The 16191-nt window shown below is 56.1% G+C and carries 17 protein-coding genes; 11 read left to right on the top strand and 6 right to left on the bottom strand.

All coding sequences use genetic code 11. From position 1 onward, the window contains the following. Positions 1–184: 184 nt before the first annotated feature. From pyrB to ridA, 3 genes are all read left to right on the top strand, one after another. Positions 185–1120, top strand: a complete 936-nt coding sequence (gene pyrB, locus WH298_RS12455) for an aspartate carbamoyltransferase (protein ID WP_049851380.1) — start codon at positions 185–187, stop codon at positions 1118–1120. Positions 1121–1131: 11 nt separating this feature from the next. Further along, positions 1132–1596 (top strand): aspartate carbamoyltransferase regulatory subunit, encoded by a 465-nt coding sequence (pyrI, locus tag WH298_RS12450; RefSeq protein WP_007886734.1) that lies wholly within the window; start codon positions 1132–1134, stop codon positions 1594–1596. A gap of 78 nt (positions 1597–1674) precedes the next feature. After that, the gene (gene ridA / locus WH298_RS12445) at positions 1675–2061 is read left to right on the top strand and encodes a 2-iminobutanoate/2-iminopropanoate deaminase (protein WP_180822982.1); all 387 of its coding nucleotides are present in this window, start codon (positions 1675–1677) and stop codon (positions 2059–2061) included. A 174-nt stretch (positions 2062–2235) separates the two neighbouring features. Here the strand turns inward: ridA and WH298_RS12440 are convergent, their stop codons facing one another. Next, complete coding sequence (locus tag WH298_RS12440; RefSeq protein ID WP_180822981.1) at positions 2236–4620, bottom strand: beta-N-acetylhexosaminidase; 2385 nt, start codon at positions 4618–4620, stop codon at positions 2236–2238. A 268-nt stretch (positions 4621–4888) separates the two neighbouring features. Between WH298_RS12440 and nrdD the strand changes: the two genes are divergently transcribed. Together nrdD and nrdG are read left to right on the top strand one after the other, a co-directional pair. Next, positions 4889–7027 (top strand): anaerobic ribonucleoside-triphosphate reductase, encoded by a 2139-nt coding sequence (gene nrdD / locus WH298_RS12435; RefSeq protein WP_180822980.1) that lies wholly within the window; start codon positions 4889–4891, stop codon positions 7025–7027. Then, positions 7024–7590, top strand: a complete 567-nt coding sequence (gene nrdG, locus WH298_RS12430) for an anaerobic ribonucleoside-triphosphate reductase-activating protein (protein WP_180822979.1) — start codon at positions 7024–7026, stop codon at positions 7588–7590. Before nrdD ends, nrdG begins: the two co-directional genes overlap by 4 nt. On the opposite strand, the gene WH298_RS12425 is transcribed toward nrdG, so the two are convergent. Beyond that, entirely contained in the window at positions 7483–8517 is a 1035-nt protein-coding gene (locus tag WH298_RS12425) for a permease (RefSeq protein WP_180822978.1), read from the bottom strand. The genes nrdG and WH298_RS12425 overlap by 108 nt on opposite strands. Before the next feature lie 235 nt (positions 8518–8752). On the opposite strand from WH298_RS12425, the gene WH298_RS12420 reads away from it, so the two are divergent. Then, positions 8753–9274, top strand: coding sequence for a type 1 glutamine amidotransferase domain-containing protein (locus tag WH298_RS12420; RefSeq protein ID WP_180822977.1), 522 nt, complete (start codon positions 8753–8755; stop codon positions 9272–9274). A gap of 38 nt (positions 9275–9312) precedes the next feature. Here WH298_RS12420 and WH298_RS12415 read toward each other — a convergent pair whose 3' ends face one another. Next, positions 9313–9741, bottom strand: coding sequence for a YhbP family protein (locus WH298_RS12415; RefSeq protein ID WP_180822976.1), 429 nt, complete (start codon positions 9739–9741; stop codon positions 9313–9315). An 80-nt stretch (positions 9742–9821) separates the two neighbouring features. Between WH298_RS12415 and WH298_RS12410 the strand changes: the two genes are divergently transcribed. Beyond that, positions 9822–10109 (top strand): GIY-YIG nuclease family protein, encoded by a 288-nt coding sequence (locus tag WH298_RS12410; protein WP_180823722.1) that lies wholly within the window; start codon positions 9822–9824, stop codon positions 10107–10109. On the opposite strand, the gene WH298_RS12405 is transcribed toward WH298_RS12410, so the two are convergent. Beyond that, complete coding sequence (locus tag WH298_RS12405) at positions 10093–10599, bottom strand: GNAT family N-acetyltransferase (RefSeq protein WP_007886708.1); 507 nt, start codon at positions 10597–10599, stop codon at positions 10093–10095. The genes WH298_RS12410 and WH298_RS12405 overlap by 17 nt on opposite strands. Further along, the gene (gene ubiT / locus WH298_RS12400; protein ID WP_049851373.1) at positions 10593–11117 is read right to left on the bottom strand and encodes a ubiquinone anaerobic biosynthesis accessory factor UbiT; all 525 of its coding nucleotides are present in this window, start codon (positions 11115–11117) and stop codon (positions 10593–10595) included. Before ubiT ends, WH298_RS12405 begins: the two co-directional genes overlap by 7 nt. A 203-nt stretch (positions 11118–11320) precedes the next feature. Here ubiT and ubiU point away from each other — a divergent pair, with 203 nt between their 5' ends. From ubiU to WH298_RS12385, 3 genes are all read left to right on the top strand, one after another. Then, complete coding sequence (ubiU, locus tag WH298_RS12395) at positions 11321–12316, top strand: ubiquinone anaerobic biosynthesis protein UbiU (protein ID WP_180822975.1); 996 nt, start codon at positions 11321–11323, stop codon at positions 12314–12316. Between the two features lie 9 nt (positions 12317–12325). Further along, positions 12326–13210 (top strand): U32 family peptidase, encoded by an 885-nt coding sequence (locus WH298_RS12390; protein ID WP_180822974.1) that lies wholly within the window; start codon positions 12326–12328, stop codon positions 13208–13210. Between the two features lie 117 nt (positions 13211–13327). Continuing rightward, complete coding sequence (locus tag WH298_RS12385) at positions 13328–14338, top strand: luciferase-like monooxygenase (RefSeq protein WP_049851370.1); 1011 nt, start codon at positions 13328–13330, stop codon at positions 14336–14338. 3 nt (positions 14339–14341) lie between these two features. Here the strand turns inward: WH298_RS12385 and WH298_RS12380 are convergent, their stop codons facing one another. Beyond that, entirely contained in the window at positions 14342–15259 is a 918-nt protein-coding gene (locus tag WH298_RS12380) for an AraC family transcriptional regulator (RefSeq protein WP_007886700.1), read from the bottom strand. A 183-nt stretch (positions 15260–15442) separates the two neighbouring features. On the opposite strand from WH298_RS12380, the gene WH298_RS12375 reads away from it, so the two are divergent. Continuing rightward, a complete protein-coding gene (locus tag WH298_RS12375; protein WP_007886699.1) occupies positions 15443–16189 on the top strand; it encodes an SDR family NAD(P)-dependent oxidoreductase in 747 nt (248 codons plus the stop codon). Positions 16190–16191: the final 2 nt, after the last annotated feature.

Raw genomic sequence — 16191 nt, 5'->3', positions numbered from 1 at the left:
TGCGTATAATGCGGCCCAATTTGCCGGAGGAAACATGCAACAGCGCAGCGCACAATTTGACGCTCAACGACGCCTGACAGCGGGCGGCGCACCTGTTTCTTTCCGTCATCAATCGATCGTAAAAAAAGCCCCTTAAGCAGGGGCTTTTTTTTGTCCGCAATCCGGCAGCGCAGAGGAGAACGCTATGGCCAACCCGCTATATCGCAAGCACATCATTTCCATTAACGATCTCAACCGCGACGAGCTGGAGCTGGTGCTGCATACCGCCGCCCAGCTGAAAGCCCATCCCCAGCCGGAGTTGCTGAAGCATAACGTTATCGCCAGCTGCTTCTTTGAAGCCTCAACGCGCACGCGCTTGTCGTTTGAAACGGCGATGCATCGTCTCGGCGCGTCGGTGGTGGGGTTCGCTGATGGCAGCAACACTTCGCTTGGCAAGAAAGGCGAAACCCTCGCCGATACCATTTCGGTGATTGGTACCTACGTGGATGCCATCGTGATGCGTCATCCGCAGGAAGGCGCGGCGCGTCTGGCGACCGAATTTTCCGGCGGCGTTCCAATACTTAATGCCGGTGACGGCGCGAACCAGCATCCGACGCAAACGCTGCTCGATCTCTTCACCATCCGCGAAACGCAACATCGCCTCGATAACCTGAATGTGGCGATGGTCGGCGACCTGAAATATGGCCGTACCGTGCATTCACTGACGCAGGCGCTGGCGAAATTTGACGGCAACCGTTTCTTCTTTATCGCGCCCGATGCGCTGGCGATGCCGTCGTACATCACCGATATGCTGGATGAGCAGAATATTGCCTGGTCGCGCCATGACACCATTGAAGAAGTGATGCCACAACTCGACATTCTCTACATGACGCGCGTGCAGAAAGAGCGCCTCGATCCGTCGGAATATGCCAATGTCAAAGCGCAATTCATCCTGCGCGCCGCCGATTTAGCGGGTGCGCGCGACAACATGAAAGTGCTGCATCCGCTGCCACGCATCGACGAGATCACCACCGACGTGGATAGCACGCCGCATGCCTGGTATTTCCAGCAGGCCGGTAACGGCATCTTCGCCCGCCAGGCACTGCTGGCACTGGTATTGAATAGCGAACTGGCACTGTAAGGAGCAACCCGATGACTCACGATAATAAATTGCAGGTTGAAGCCATCAAGCGCGGCACGGTGATTGACCATATCCCGGCGCAGGTTGGCTTTAAGTTACTGTCCCTGTTTCGCCTGACCGAAACCGATCAGCGCATCACCATCGGCCTCAATTTGCCCTCGGGTGAAATGGGGCGCAAGGATCTGATCAAAATCGAGAATACCTTCCTGACCGACGATCAGATCAACCAGCTAGCGGTGTATGCGCCGCTCGCCACGGTGAACCGCATTGACGAGTACGAAGTGGTGGCGAAGATCGCCCCAACTTTGCCGGATCGTATCGACCGCGTGCTGACCTGCCCGAACAGTAACTGCATCAGCCGTAACGAGCCGGTATTTACCAGCTTTGCGGTGAAAAAGCGCGAAGATGATGTGCATCTGAAGTGCAAATATTGCGAGAAAGAGTTCGCGCGCCACGTGGTGCTCGGTCACTGGTAATCGCCCGCGTCGTCCCTATAATGGGACGATTCATTTCGCGGCGGACAACGGTCGGCCGCGCACTTCTAAGGAGAAACAATGTCTCGCGAAATCAGTACTACAAACGCACCCGCAGCGATTGGCCCTTACGTACAGGGCGTGGATCTCGGCAGCATGATCATCACCTCTGGCCAGATTCCGGTTAATCCTGCTACCGGCGCCGTGGCCGACGATGTGTCTGCTCAGGCGCGTCAGTCACTGGAAAATGTGCAGGCGATTGTGGAAGCTGCAGGCCTGAAAGTGGGCGACATTGTGAAAACTACCGTGTTCGTCAAAGATCTGAATGATTTCGCCACGGTAAACGCGACTTATGAAGCGTTCTTTACCGAGCATAACGCCAGCTTCCCGGCGCGCTCCTGTGTGGAAGTGGCGCGTCTGCCGAAAGATGTGAAGATTGAGATCGAGGCGATCGCGGTACGTCGTTGATTTAGTAGGGCTGGCTGTCACTTTCTGACCGGTGCTGGCTGTCCCCCTCCTCGGTCCTCCCCCATAAATGGAGGAGGAAGATGCTGCCATATGTGAGTTATGAAGCTGCATGTGGCAGCATCTCCTTCCCCCGCTTGCGGGGGAAGGCCGGGATGGGGGACAACGAGCACAATCCTATTTAAACGATCGCAGCAACTTCTCCAGCGGCCTCACCAATGCCAGCACCGTTTCATCCTGCACCTGCGCTGCGGCATCCAATTGTGCATGCATCTGCGCCACCTCTCCCGCCCCGTAAGCCTGATTCCGCTCCAGCGCGTTAACTAAATCCAGCCCCATACGACTGAGTTGCGCCACTTGCTGTACCTGCTGCTGTAACGGCTTGAGCTGATAATTGCCCAGAATCAGCGGCATCACCGCATCGCTGTTATTCTGCCAGCGCTGCAATTGCTGGCGGATAGCATGTGCCGCCGCGTGATCGGCACGATTGGCAATCAGTCGATCAATCTGCTTGTCCAGCAAACGCACCGCGTTGCTCTCGGCAGGCAACACATCCGCTAACCTATTCAGCGGCTCAAAATAGTCGTAATGTCCTGCCTGGAATTTCAGGTGCTGACGCGTGTAATACTGCGCCGGCTCTAACACTTCGGCCAACACACGCAGCGGCGTGATGTCGCTGCTATTCGCCAGCCGCATCATCTGCACTTCAGCCTGTTGATGCTGCTGCAAGCCCACCGAAATGGTGCCCCAGCGATCCACCGCGCTCAGGCGTTGATACATGTTGTCGCTGTCGGTGACATCCTGCGCGGACCATAAACGCTCGGCCACCACAAAAGCGCGCGGCCACAAACGTGTGTCGATCACCCGGCTGTTGACGTTCTCCGCCCACAGTGCCGCTTCGCCGCCAATCAGATTATTTTTCATCTGCTCTGGCGTGGGCAGCGATGGCGCAATGCCTTTTGGCACCTGCGCCAGCTTGCTGCCTTCGGTGGGATAGCGCACGTTGCCCACCAGCATATATCCGGTCAATTTGTCTTGCGTCAGCGTCACCATCGGCTGAAAAGGCCCCATCCACGTATCGACGCTGAACGTCAGCTGCGTCGGCGAAAGCCAGCGCACATCGCTGACCATGCGGCGCGCTTTACCGCTGAAATCAATAAAACCGCGCCAGCCATTTTTGCCTTCAATCAGCGTAAAGCTGCCTTTGAGTGCACTGCCTTTCAGGCGTGGCATGGTGAACTGCCAGCTCTGCGTCTGTTCGCCGGATTGCACCTGATCCGCGCCGTTGAGGCCTTGCGGCCAGGGTTCATTACGGTAGTGATAAGCGGCGGTCTGCGGCTGATCGAGATAGAAACCGGTGGAGAGAATGCCGCGGAAATCATTTTTCGCCACGGTACCAAGCGCATCCTGCCCCTGCCAGGATTGGATCAAAATGCTCTTCGGTAGATCCGGATGGTAAACCTCATCCCAACCGATCATGCGACGCTGGTGCGCTTCAAGAATTTTCTCGACGCGCTGGTTAAACCAGGCTTGCAGCGCATGCGTGTCTTTCAGGCCATGATCGCGCATAAATTGCTGAATGCGCGTCGAATCATTCCACTGCGTGGGATCGACTTCATCGCCGCCGATGTGGATATAGGGATCCGGGAAGATCGCCGTCACTTCACCCATTAAGGTGTCGATAAAGCGAAATACCGCTTCGTTGCTGGGATCGAGCAGCGGTTTAAACACGCCCCAGCCGCGCTCCATTTGATAAGGCCCCGGCGCGCTCATTAACTCAGGCATCGCCACCGCAATCGCCGATGCATGGCCCGGCAGATCGATTTCCGGCACCACGCGCACGCCGCGCTGCGTGGCATAGCGCACCACATCGCGCATCTGCTGCTGCGTATAGTACAAGCCGTCGCTGGCTTTCTCCTGCAGTTGCGGATAGTGGCTGGAGGCAAAGCGCCAACCCTGATCGTCGGTTAAGTGCCAGTGAAACACGTTCATGCGCGCGGCGGCGATGCCGTCGATTTGTCGTTTTACGGTTTCAATCGGCAGGAAGTGACGTGCCGAATCAATCAGCACCCCGCGCCACGGAAAACGCGGTTTGTCGTCAATGGTGACGTAAGGGATTTCCGTGCCATTCTCCGTATTTTCAATCAGCTGCAACACGGTCTCCATGCCGCGCATCGCACCAAAGCGTGTATTCGCTTGCAGCAAAACGCCATCGCTGTTGACGACAAGGTGGTAACTTTCATCGCTGTCCGGCTGCGGAATCGGATCAACAGCCTGGGCGATCTGCACCTGAATATTGGGATGATCGCTGGATGCGCTGGCCGGCAACAGCGGCCAGCCAGTTTGACGCGCAATGCGCGCCCGCCAGCGCGACTCTGCGCCTTCCAGATGGTCGCCGGCAATATGCAAGGTGAGCTGTGGCGTTAGCGAGTACGCGCCGCCACCGCCCGGCTGCTCAACTTTCTGCGGCCACGGCATGAGTGGTAAATCACCCGCGGGGGCGGCAAAGGCGGAAAAAGTCATGGATATACAACAGGCAAGCAACGTTCTCTGCAAAAGCATGCGGGCATCCTTGTAAATGAAACGGCGGACCAAAATGGGCAAAAGGCCCATTAAACCTGTTTCGCTTTGCAAAGCAAGTAGCGACCGGCTGAAATCAAGTCGGCTTAAAACTTTTGTAGTTTAGCCGGATTAACCATTGCGCGGCTTTCAATCCTGGTCGTGGCTTCTTTGCTGTAGGTCAAACAGTGGCGAATTAATTCACGTCATAGCACCACATATAGCGGTTAAACTCCTTAAAAATATCCATATGTAGTTTCACGGAGAGAAAATGGCGACGGTGGTGATTAAGCGTGACGGTTGCAGAGTGCCGTTTGATGCGCAGCGAATTGAGGCAGCGGTACGTGCTGCCGCACAGGCGGCACAGATTGATGATGCCGCATGGTGCGCACAGGTAGCGGCGCAGGTCGGTGAGCAAATGGCCGAGCACCGCGAAGTGGATATCCGCGATATTCAGTGTGCGGTAGAAGAGACGCTGATGAGCGGACGCTGGCCACAGCTGGCGCGCACTTATATCGAATACCGTCACGATCGCGATTTGGCGCGCGAACAGCGCGGTAAACTGCATCACGCCATCCGGGGTTTAGTGGAACAAACCAATGCGGCGCTGCTCAACGAAAACGCCAATAAAGACAGCAAGGTCATTCCCACCCAACGCGACCTGCTCGCCGGCATCGTCGCTAAACATTATGCCCAGCAGCAACTGTTGCCGCGCGATGTGGTGCTGGCGCATGAGCGTGGCGAAATTCATTATCACGATCTCGATTATTCCCCATTTTTCCCGATGTTTAACTGCATGTTGATCGACCTGCAGGGCATGCTGACCAACGGCTTTAAAATGGGCAACGCCGAGATAGAACCGCCCAAATCGATCGCCACCGCCACGGCGGTCACCGCGCAGATTATTGCTCAGGTCGCCAGCCATATTTACGGCGGCACCACCATTAATCGCATTGATGAAGTGTTGGCTCCTTTTGTGAATCTCAGCCTGGAAAAGCACCGCACGGTGGCGCAGGAGTGGCAGATTCCTGATGCGGAAGCCTATGCGCGCGTGCGCACGGAGAAAGAGTGCTACGACGCATTTCAGTCGCTGGAATATGAAGTGAATACGCTGCACACCGCCAACGGCCAGACGCCGTTTGTCACCTTTGGTTTTGGCCTCGGCACCGATTGGGCGGCGCGCCTGATTCAGCAATCCATTCTGCGCAATCGCATCGCCGGATTGGGTAAAAATCACAAAACGGCGGTGTTTCCGAAACTGGTGTTTGCTATTCGTGAAGGCGTTAATCGGCGTCCGGGTGATGTTAACTATGACATCAAACAGCTGGCGCTGGAGTGCGCCAGCAAGCGCATGTATCCGGATATCCTTAACTACGAAAAAGTGGTTGAAGTGACCGGCTCATTTAAAACGCCAATGGGCTGTCGCAGCTTCCTTGGCGTCTACGAAGAGAACGGTGAGCAGATTCACGAAGGTCGCAACAACATTGGCGTGATCAGCCTCAATCTGCCGCGCATTGCGCTGGAAGCGCAAGGCAACGAAGCGCAGTTCTGGCAGCGGCTGGATCAACGCCTGGCGCTGGCGAAACGCGCCTTAATGACGCGCATCGCCCGGCTGGAAAAGACCAAAGCGCGCGTGGCACCCATTCTCTATATGGAAGGCGCCTGCGGTGTGCGGCTGAAGGCCGACGATGAAGTAGGATCCATTTTCCGCAATGGCCGCGCCTCGATTTCCCTCGGCTACATCGGCCTGCATGAGACGCTCAATGCGCTGAGCGGCAGCGAAGTGCATCCTTACGATGCCGATTATTTGCGTGAAAAAGGCGTGGCGATTGTGAGGCATCTGCGAAACGCAGTTGATGCCTGGAAAGAAGAGACCGGCTACGGCTTCAGCTTGTACAGCACGCCGAGCGAGAATCTGTGCGACCGCTTCTGCCGCCTTGATGCCGCCGAATTTGGCGTGGTGGCGGGCGTTACCGACAAAGGCTATTACACCAACAGCTTCCATCTCGACGTCGAGAAGAAGGTCAATCCGTACGACAAGATTGACTTTGAAGCGCCCTATCCAACCATCGCTAACGGCGGTTTTATTTGTTACGGCGAATACCCCAACATCCAGCACAACCTAAAGGCGCTGGAAGATGTGTGGGATTACAGCTATCACCGCGTGCCGTATTACGGCACCAACACGCCGATAGACGAGTGCTACGAATGCGGTTTCAGCGGCGAGTTCAGCTGCACCAGCAAAGGCTTTACCTGCCCATGCTGCGGTAATCACGATCCGGCGCGCGTGTCGGTGACGCGCCGCGTGTGTGGCTATCTCGGCAGCCCGGATGCACGCCCGTTTAACGCCGGTAAGCAGGAAGAGGTGCAGCGCCGGGTTAAGCATCTGGAGACGGGACCACTGGGATGATGCGTATTCACCGCTATTATCCGGTCGATATCGTTAACGGTCCCGGCACGCGCTGCACGCTGTTTGTTGCGGGCTGTGAACATCAGTGCCGCGGCTGCTATAACCAGAGCACGTGGCGGCTGGATTCCGGCGAGCCCTTTACGCTGGAGCTGGAAGAGCAGCTGATCGCCGATCTCAACGATCGGCGTATACCACGTCAGGGCTTATCGCTGAGCGGCGGCGATCCGCTGCATCCGCACAACGTGCCGCATATTCGTCGCCTGGTGAAACGCGTGCGGCAAGAATGCCCGGATAAGGATATCTGGCTGTGGACCGGTTACGAAATGGCGGAGCTGAGTGATGCGCAGCGCGAGGTGGTGGATGAGATTGATGTGCTGATTGACGGGCGCTTTATTGAAGCGGAAAAAGATGCGCGGCTGCTGTGGCGCGGCAGCCGCAATCAGAAGATTTGGACGCTACGCCAGCCACAGGGCGAGCACGCCCAGCAGCATACCGCTGAAGGCCACGCCGAACAGCGCGATCCACAACGCCCGGGCGGGAAATGCGCGATGCAGCATCAATAACGATGGCACACTGACGGCGGGCAGCGTCACTAACAGTGCCAGCGCGGGCGCAATGCCCATGCCCGCCAGCATCATGGTCTGCACAATGGGGATTTCCGCTGCGGTTGGGATCACAAACAAGCAGCCGGCAATTGCCATCAACATCACCCAAAACAGCGTATTGCCTACCGCACCATCGGCATGCGGGAACAGCCAAACGCGCGCGGCTCCCAGCAACAACACCGCGACGAGATACAGCGGAATCGTGTTGCAGAACAAGCGCCACATCACCCGCAGCCAGCGTGTCAGAAACGATTGTTCATCGTGAGTAACATTGACGGGAGCGACAACGGCTTGATCGGGCACACTGCGCTGCACCAGCCAGGCGATCCCCAACACCATCATCAGACCGGCCACCAGCCGAATGGCGGCAAAATTCCAACCGAGAACAAAGCCCATAAAAATTAGCGTAGCGGGATTGAGCAGCGGATTCGCCAGCCAAAAGGCCATTGCTGCACCACTCGAAACCTGCGATTGACGCAGGCCGGCAGTCACCGGTGCCGCACAGCAGCTGCACATCATGCCCGGCAAACCCAGACCGGTGCCAATCAGCGTGGAGCCGAAGCGCGAGCTTCCCATCAAACGTAGTAGCCAGTTGCGCGGAATCAGTACCTGCACCAGCGAACCCAGGATGACACCGAGCACCGCTGCTTTCCACACGGCCAGAAAATAGATCATGGCGTAATCGAGCGCCGCCCGCCACGGTGAGTCAGCCGCGTTGGCCAATATCGATTTACCGATAGAATGGGTTTCGGCGGCAGTAAAGGCTTTGCCGTAGTAAGGCTGCCATTTCACATACCACAGGCCGGCGACCACCACGGCAAGGAACAGCAGCGGTTTCCACCAGGCGAAGCGCATCGCTGATGTAGGCGAGGTAAGTTGATTCATCACGAATTCCGTATTCAACTGAATAACGAGTGCCGCGCCGGAGGGTGCAGCGGAAAGACCGCATTGTTATTCAGGTCAATAAAATCTGCTATGTCGAAACGATGCAAACTTGATCCATCTCGGAAATTTAACCCGATTGCGCGCAGCCGCCTGGCTTGCATTTTGCGTCATGGCAACCAGACTTGATGGTTAGATGTGTAACGAACACCCGTTCGTAATCAGCAAGGAGGAAAAGATGAGCAAGAAAATAGCGGTACTGATTACCGATGAATTTGAAGACTCAGAGTTTACCTCGCCGGCCGAGGCTTACACCAAAGCGGGCCATCAGGTTGTCACCATTGAGTTTAAGGCGGGTAACGTCGTCAAAGGGAAACAGGGTAAGGCTGAGGTTAAAATCGACAAGGGCATTGATGATGTCAGCGCGGCGGAGTTCGATGCGCTGCTGCTACCTGGTGGACACTCCCCCGATTCCCTGCGCGGTGACGATCGCTTCGTCAGCTTCACCAAAGAATTTGTGGCCAGCGGCAAGCCGATATTCGCCATTTGTCACGGCCCGCAGCTGCTGATCAGCGCTAATGGCGTGCGCGGCCGCAAAATGACCTGCGTAAAAGCGATTGCCATTGATCTGCGCAATGCTGGCGCGGATTTTTACGATAAAGAAGTGGTGGTCGATGATGACAAGCTCGTCACCAGCCGCACGCCAGAAGATCTGCCCGCGTTTAATCACGAAGCACTGCGGATTTTGAACGCGGCCTAATCTCGTTTTTCGCATTGTGGTCGCCATCAGTGGCGACCTTACAACGGCTTAGTCCAGACAATCTTTTTGCCAAAACCCAGCGCATTGTCCGTCATCTTCACTTCGTCGAGAATAATCTCCCACAGCGGCGCGGTCACTTTTTTCGCTACCGGAAAACGCTTTTGATAGGCTTTACGCGCCACCGTTTCCCGCTCTCCGTCGAGTCGCTGAATCACTCCCCGATACTGCACGCCTTTGATCAATAGCACGCTTTTCGGCTGGCCGTTGACGCTACCCGCGATGCGCGGATTCCTCTGCATTAATGCGCCATGACGCGTGTTGGGCTCAGTCATCAGCCAAAATGCCATGCTAGTTTCATCAAACACATAAAAGCAGTTAGCGCACCAGATGTCGTCGCCATCGGATGTGCATAGCGAAAGCACGTGCTGTTTTTTTAAATAACGAATCAGATGGGGATGGTCAGACAAAGTACAACTCCGTGCGGCGAATAGCAGTGCGGACTTAAGCGCGCTACACTGCCTGCCAGCTATTTTTCGAGATGAGTAAGATGGAACAAGGCTGGCAGCTTTACCTGCTCCAAACCGCCGCAGGCATGCTTTATACCGGCATCACCACGGATGTTAACCGCCGCCTGCAGCAGCATCAGCAGGGACGCGGCGCGCGCGCGCTGCGCGGCAAAGGCCCGCTGACGCTGGTGTTTCACTGCGACGCGGGCGATCGAGCTGCGGCGTCACGTCTGGAATACCAGGTGAAACAACTTAGCCGCGCGCAAAAGCTGCGGCTGGTTGCTCAGCAGCCGCCCTGCTTAACGACCTGGTTTAGTCGAAACGATTAAACGGTAACGCGAATTCAATCAGCCCTTCCGCGCCGACAAACGCGTCGTCTGCCAGTTTGTACACCTGAAAGGCGGCTTCGCTGCCTAACCAACGACAGTGCAAGCCATGGCGCGCAGCGGGCTCAAAGCCGAGCGGATTATAGAACTCAGGATCGCCCAGCACCACCACGGCGCTGTAGCTGAACTCGTTGAGTGAATCCAGCCCTTCATACACCAGCTTTTTAGCAAGCCCTTGCTTGCGCACCGATTCATCCACAGCGAGCGGTGCCAAAGCGACCCAGTTGCGGTCTTCACCTTGCAGGGTTACCGGACTAAACGCCGCGTAACCCAACACCTGGCCTTCATCATCCGTGGCCACCACACCGAGAGTCAGCAAGCCATCTTCGCGCAGTTGCTGTATCAGTTCCGCTTCGGCGGCGGTAGCAAAACTGCGCTTTAACAGGCTATCGATGCCTGCTGCATCAACGCCAATTTCAGTACGAATTAACATGAGATCTCCGCGCGCGCCTCAGCGGCCTTCGCGTCCTGTTTCATTCCTGCCTCAATAAAAGCAGCGAGCTGCTGCAATCCCGTGCGTAATGGCGTGGGCATGGCATCCAGTTCAATGGCATCCATTAGGTTTTTCACCTCAAGTCCCAGCTCCGTGTCACCCTCAATCACCAGGCGGCGTTGAAAGAACAACATATCGGGATCCGCTTTGCGTGCTGCCACCAGCAACAGATCGTTGGCTTCACCGCGAAACCAGACATCAGCCTCGGTGTCGCGCGAAACGGTCAGGCGTCCTGCTTGCAGGGTAGTGATCCAGCGCAGATTCACATCGGCAATCTCAATCCCCAGATAACGCCCTTCCAGAAAGTCTAACTCACCTTCAGACAAAGCATGACGAAATTGCCAGTTTAGGAGTTGTTGCAGAATAACTTTTTTCAGCGGGAAAGGGGTAATTGAAACCGGTAAAGCCAGGAATTCTGGACCTTTTTCAACCATCAGGCCACGTAAGCGCGCAAACATTATCGACATTCCCTTCAGAAAATTTCATCTATTTTGCCACATCTGCCCGGCATCGCCTCTACTGAGATCAAGGAAATCACTACCCGGTCGGACGAAAATGCTGCACTCCGCATCATCAATGGCGCTTTCACTGCCTTAAATCAACATTGCTGGCGAGTCAGTTATCTACACTCTTCGGCTTCAGAATCCGGGGAGGAAAACGTATGGAACTGCTGTGTCCAGCGGGGAATTTACCTGCGCTGAAATCGGCGGTGGAGCATGGTGCTGACGCGGTGTATGTCGGCCTGAAAGATGATACCAATGCCCGCCACTTTGCTGGCCTCAATTTTACCGACAAGAAACTGGCCGAGGCCGCGCGCTATCTGCACCAGCATCGCCGTAAGCTGCATGTGGCAATCAACACCTTTGCCCATCCTGACGGTATGAATCGCTGGCAGACGGCGATTGACGTTGCCGCGCAGAACGGTGCCGATGCGCTGATTCTGGCTGACATCGCCACGCTGGCGTACGCGGCCAAACACTATCCACAGGTTGAGCGTCATCTTTCGGTGCAGGCCTCTGCCACTAATTTGCAGGCCATCCATTTTTATCATCGGCATTTTCAACTTAGCCGCGTGGTACTGCCGCGCGTGCTGTCGATGCACCAGGTAAAACAGCTGGCGCGAGAGACGCCGGTACCGCTCGAAGTGTTCGCGTTTGGCAGCCTGTGCATTATGGCCGAAGGCCGCTGCTACCTCTCTTCCTGGCTGACCGGCGAATCGCCGAATAGCGCTGGAGCCTGCTCCCCGGCCAAATTTGTCCGCTGGCAGCAAACGCCAAAAGGGATGGAGTCGCGCCTGAACGAAGTGCTGATTGATCGATACGCACCCAACGAAAGCGCTGGCTATCCCACGCTGTGCAAAGGCCGATACGAAGTGGATAACCAGCTTTATCACGTGCTGGAAGAGCCCACCAGTTTGAATACGCTGTCGCTGCTGCCCGAGTTGCTGCGCGCCAATATCGCCTCGGTGAAAATCGAAGGGCGTCAGCGCAGTCCGGCCTATGTGGCCCAGGTGGCAAAAGTGTGGCGTCAGGCAATTGACCGCTGTATGGCCGCGCCGGAGCACTATGCGGTGCAGGAACCGTGGATGCAGGCGCTGGGTGAACTGTCTGAAGGCAGCCAAACCACGCTTGGTGCTTATCACCGCGACTGGCAATAAGGAGATCGCATGAAATACGCCCTTGGGCCGGTGCTGTGGTACTGGCCAACTGAAACGCTGGAAAACTTTTATCAACATGCTGCCGCAAGCAGCGCCGAGATCGTCTATCTCGGCGAAGCGGTGTGCAGTAAACGTCGCGCCACCTCATTTAATCAATGGATGGAAATCGCCCGCCTGCTGGCGCAGCACGGCAAGCAAGTGGTGCTCAGTACGCTGGCATTGCTGCAGTCGCCGTCGGAAGTGAAAGAGCTGCGTCGTTATGTCGAAAACGGCGAATTCCTGCTGGAAGCCAACGATATGGGTACGGTAAATATGGCGGCGGAGCGCCGATTGCCGTTTGTCGCGGGCCCGACGCTCAATGTGTATAACGCACAGACGCTGCAACTATTATTAAAAGAGGGCATGACGCGCTGGTGCATTCCGGTGGAGATGTCGCGCGACTGGCTGATTCAACTGCTGCAACAGTGCGATGCAGCAGGCGTCCGCGATAAGTTTGAGGTGGAGGTGCTCGGTTATGGGCATCTGCCGCTGGCGCTGTCGGCGCGCTGCTTTACCGCCCGCGCTGAGAATCGTGCCAAAGATGACTGCCAAACCTGCTGTATTAACTACCCAACCGGGCGTCGTGTGTTGTCGCAGGAGGGCCAGCAGGTGTTTGTGCTAAACGGCATTCAAACCATGAGCGGCTATTGCTACAACCTCGGCAACGATCTGAGCGGCATGCATAATTGGGTCGACATTGTGCGCCTGTCACCCCAGGGCGAAAGCACGTTGGAAGAAGTCGATAGATTTCGTGCCAATGAAGCCGGCCAGGCACCGCTGATGATGGCGCGTGGCAGTGATAGTAACGGTTATTGGCGTCGCCTGGCCGGAATGGCACTGGAAGGCGGCGGATAAAGGCACATTCCGGCTATATTCCAGCTGTTATTAGCAGTTTTAATATAGGTAACGATGAGTAATACTCACAGACGCAGGTCCGATTAAACACCTGCGCCATCCTTATTTGGAGTGCCAATGTCTGAGAAAAAAACTGTTCGCCTGTCCGTGTTGGATCTGGCCCCTATTCCACAAGGTTCATCTGCGCGCGACGCGTTCCATAACTCGCTGGCGCTGGCGCGTCAGTCTGAAGCGCTTGGTTTCCACCGCTATTGGCTGGCCGAACACCACAATATGACCGGCATTGCCAGCGCTGCCACGTCGGTACTGATTGGCTATCTAGCGGCAAACACCGAAACCCTGCGTCTTGGTTCGGGTGGCATCATGTTGCCAAACCATGCGCCGCTGGTGATCGCCGAACAGTTTGGTACCCTCGAATCGCTTTATCCTGGCCGTATCGATCTGGGATTAGGCCGCGCGCCAGGTTCGGACCAACGCACCATGCTGGCGTTGCGTCGTCATCTTTCCAGCGGCCAGGCAGATAGTTTCCCGGAAGATGTCTCTGAGCTGATTCGCTGGTTTGACGCCGAAGAAGGCGAACATCCGCCCGTTCAGCCGGTGCCAGGTTTAGGCCTGAAGATTCCGGTGTGGCTACTGGGATCCAGCCTGTATAGCGCACAACTAGCCGCTCAGCTTGGTTTGCCGTTTGCGTTTGCATCGCACTTTGCGCCAGACCTGCTGTTCCAGGCACTGCATCTCTATCGTGAGAAATTCAAACCTTCCGCGCGTCTGGCGAAACCGTATGCGATGGTGTGCGTTAACGTCGTCGCGGCCGATAGCGAACGTGATGCGCGCTTCCTGTTTACCTCAATGCAGCAGCAGTTTATCAATCTGCGTCGTGGCAAGCCGGGTCCGCTACCCGCGCCGGTGGAGAACATGGATAATCTGTGGTCACCGTCTGAACAATATGGCGTGCAGCAAGCGCTGAGCATGTCGATTGTCGGCGACAGCGAAAAAGTACGTAACGGACTGGCAGCGCTGGTACGTGAAACTCAGGCGGATGAGATCATGGTTAACGGCCAGATTTACGACTCACAGGCACGTCTGCGCTCCTTCGCACTGGCAATGGAAGCCGCGCGCTCGCTGTAACGGTTATTGCGGTGGGTTTAACCACTCCTGACCCACCGCAATTGTTCGCACATCACGTGCCGGAGACTGGCCGTGAAAACGGCTGTATTCGCGACTGAACTGCGATGCACTTTGATACCCCACCCGATAGCCCGCCGTTCCGGCATCCAGCTTCTCAATTAACATCAGGCGCCGCGCTTCATTCAGCCGCAGCTGCTTTTGATACTGCATCGGCGTCATCGCCGTCACCGCTTTGAAGTGATGATGCAACGACGAAATGCTCATTCCTACGCTGCTCGCCAGGTGATCCATTTTTAGTGGCTGATGAAAGTTTTCACGTAGCCAACGTGCTGCGCGCGCCACTTTGTTGCCTGGTCGTTCCGTCAGCGCCATGTTGAGAATGCGTGGTCCTTCTGGTCCGGTCAGCAAACGATAGAAAATTTCCTGCTCAATTAACGGCGCCAGTGCGGCTATATCCTGTGGCTGATCCACTAATTCAACCAGACGCATCACCGCATCGACCAACGGTGGCGCAACTTTATGCACGGCAATACCGCGTTCACTGATGGCACTGCTACCAACATGATGATGTGGAAAATGCTCAAGGTAACGCATTAGACGCGTTTCGTTGATGGTGATGCCCACGCCGAGATTCGGTTTTTCTGGCGTCGCCATTACTACGCAGGATTGCACCGGCATATCGAGCGTCACCAGCAGCAAATCGCCCGGTCCGTAATGCATCACATCATCGCCCATGCGCAGGGCTTTCTGTCCTTGCGCTACCAGCGCGAAACTGGCCCAGGTCGCTACGTGCGTCAAGCTGGTGGGCTTGGAACTGCGGCCAAATGAGAGAAAATCGATCGGGCTATTATGGCGACCATCTTCCGGCGCATGACGGGCGATAATCGCCACTAACTGCTGCCATTGCTGCTGATGAATCATGCGATATGCGCTCCGCGATAAGAAATCACTAAGCTGATATTCTCGCTTGTCGCAGGAATTACGCCTAGTCCTTGCACAGCAGATTTGCAGGATTGTGCAAAAAGCTTGCAGGATTGCGCTACCACCAAATTGTACGGGCAGCGCATGCTTTATCTTCCCCGAAATCTCAGGTGGAGAGACACGATGAAAACACTTGAAGGCAAAATTGCGCTGGTGACGGGCGCTTCGAAAGGCATTGGTGCTGCCATCGCCATGACTTTCGCGGCGGCCGGTGCTCGTGTGGTGGTCAACTATCTTCAGGATGAAGTGGGCGCCGCGGATGTGGTCACTGACATTCAGGCGCTGGGTAGTGACGCCATCGCTGTACAGGCAGATATCTCGCGCGAGGCCGATGTGCAGCGCCTGTTCGCTAGCAGCATTGAGCAGTTTGGCGCACCCGACATTGTGGTGAACAATGCCGGTATTTTTCACCACGGCGACTTCAGCGATCTCAGCATCAGCGAGATGCAACAGCAGCTGAATGTGAATCTGCTTGGCACTTTGCTGGTTTGTCAGCTGGCGGCAAAACATTTCCCGGCTCGTGGCGGTTCCATCATTAACCTCAGCGCCCTTAACAGCCAACGCAGCACGCCCGGTTCGGTGCTTTGGGCGGCAACTAAAGGCGCAATTGACACGCTGACCCAGGGTCTCGCACGGGAATTGGGGCCGCGTAATATTCGCGTCAATGCGTTAGCGCCTGGCATCATTTTGACCGAAGGCTTGCTGGCAGCGAAGAAGATGCATCCGGAATTAAAAGCACAGCTGATTGCGGCAACGCCATTAGGACGCTTTGGCCTGCCAGAAGATGTGGCGCAGGTGGCGCTGTTCCTGGCTTCAGAAGAGTCAGCTTACGTTAGCGGCGAGCGCGTGCTGATTGCCGGTGGCGTGTAAAA

It is taken from the genome of Pantoea nemavictus, from assembly GCF_037479095.1.
Taxonomy (GTDB): Bacteria; Pseudomonadota; Gammaproteobacteria; order Enterobacterales; family Enterobacteriaceae; genus Pantoea; species Pantoea nemavictus.
This window is presented reverse-complemented; position numbering and strand designations above follow the sequence as displayed.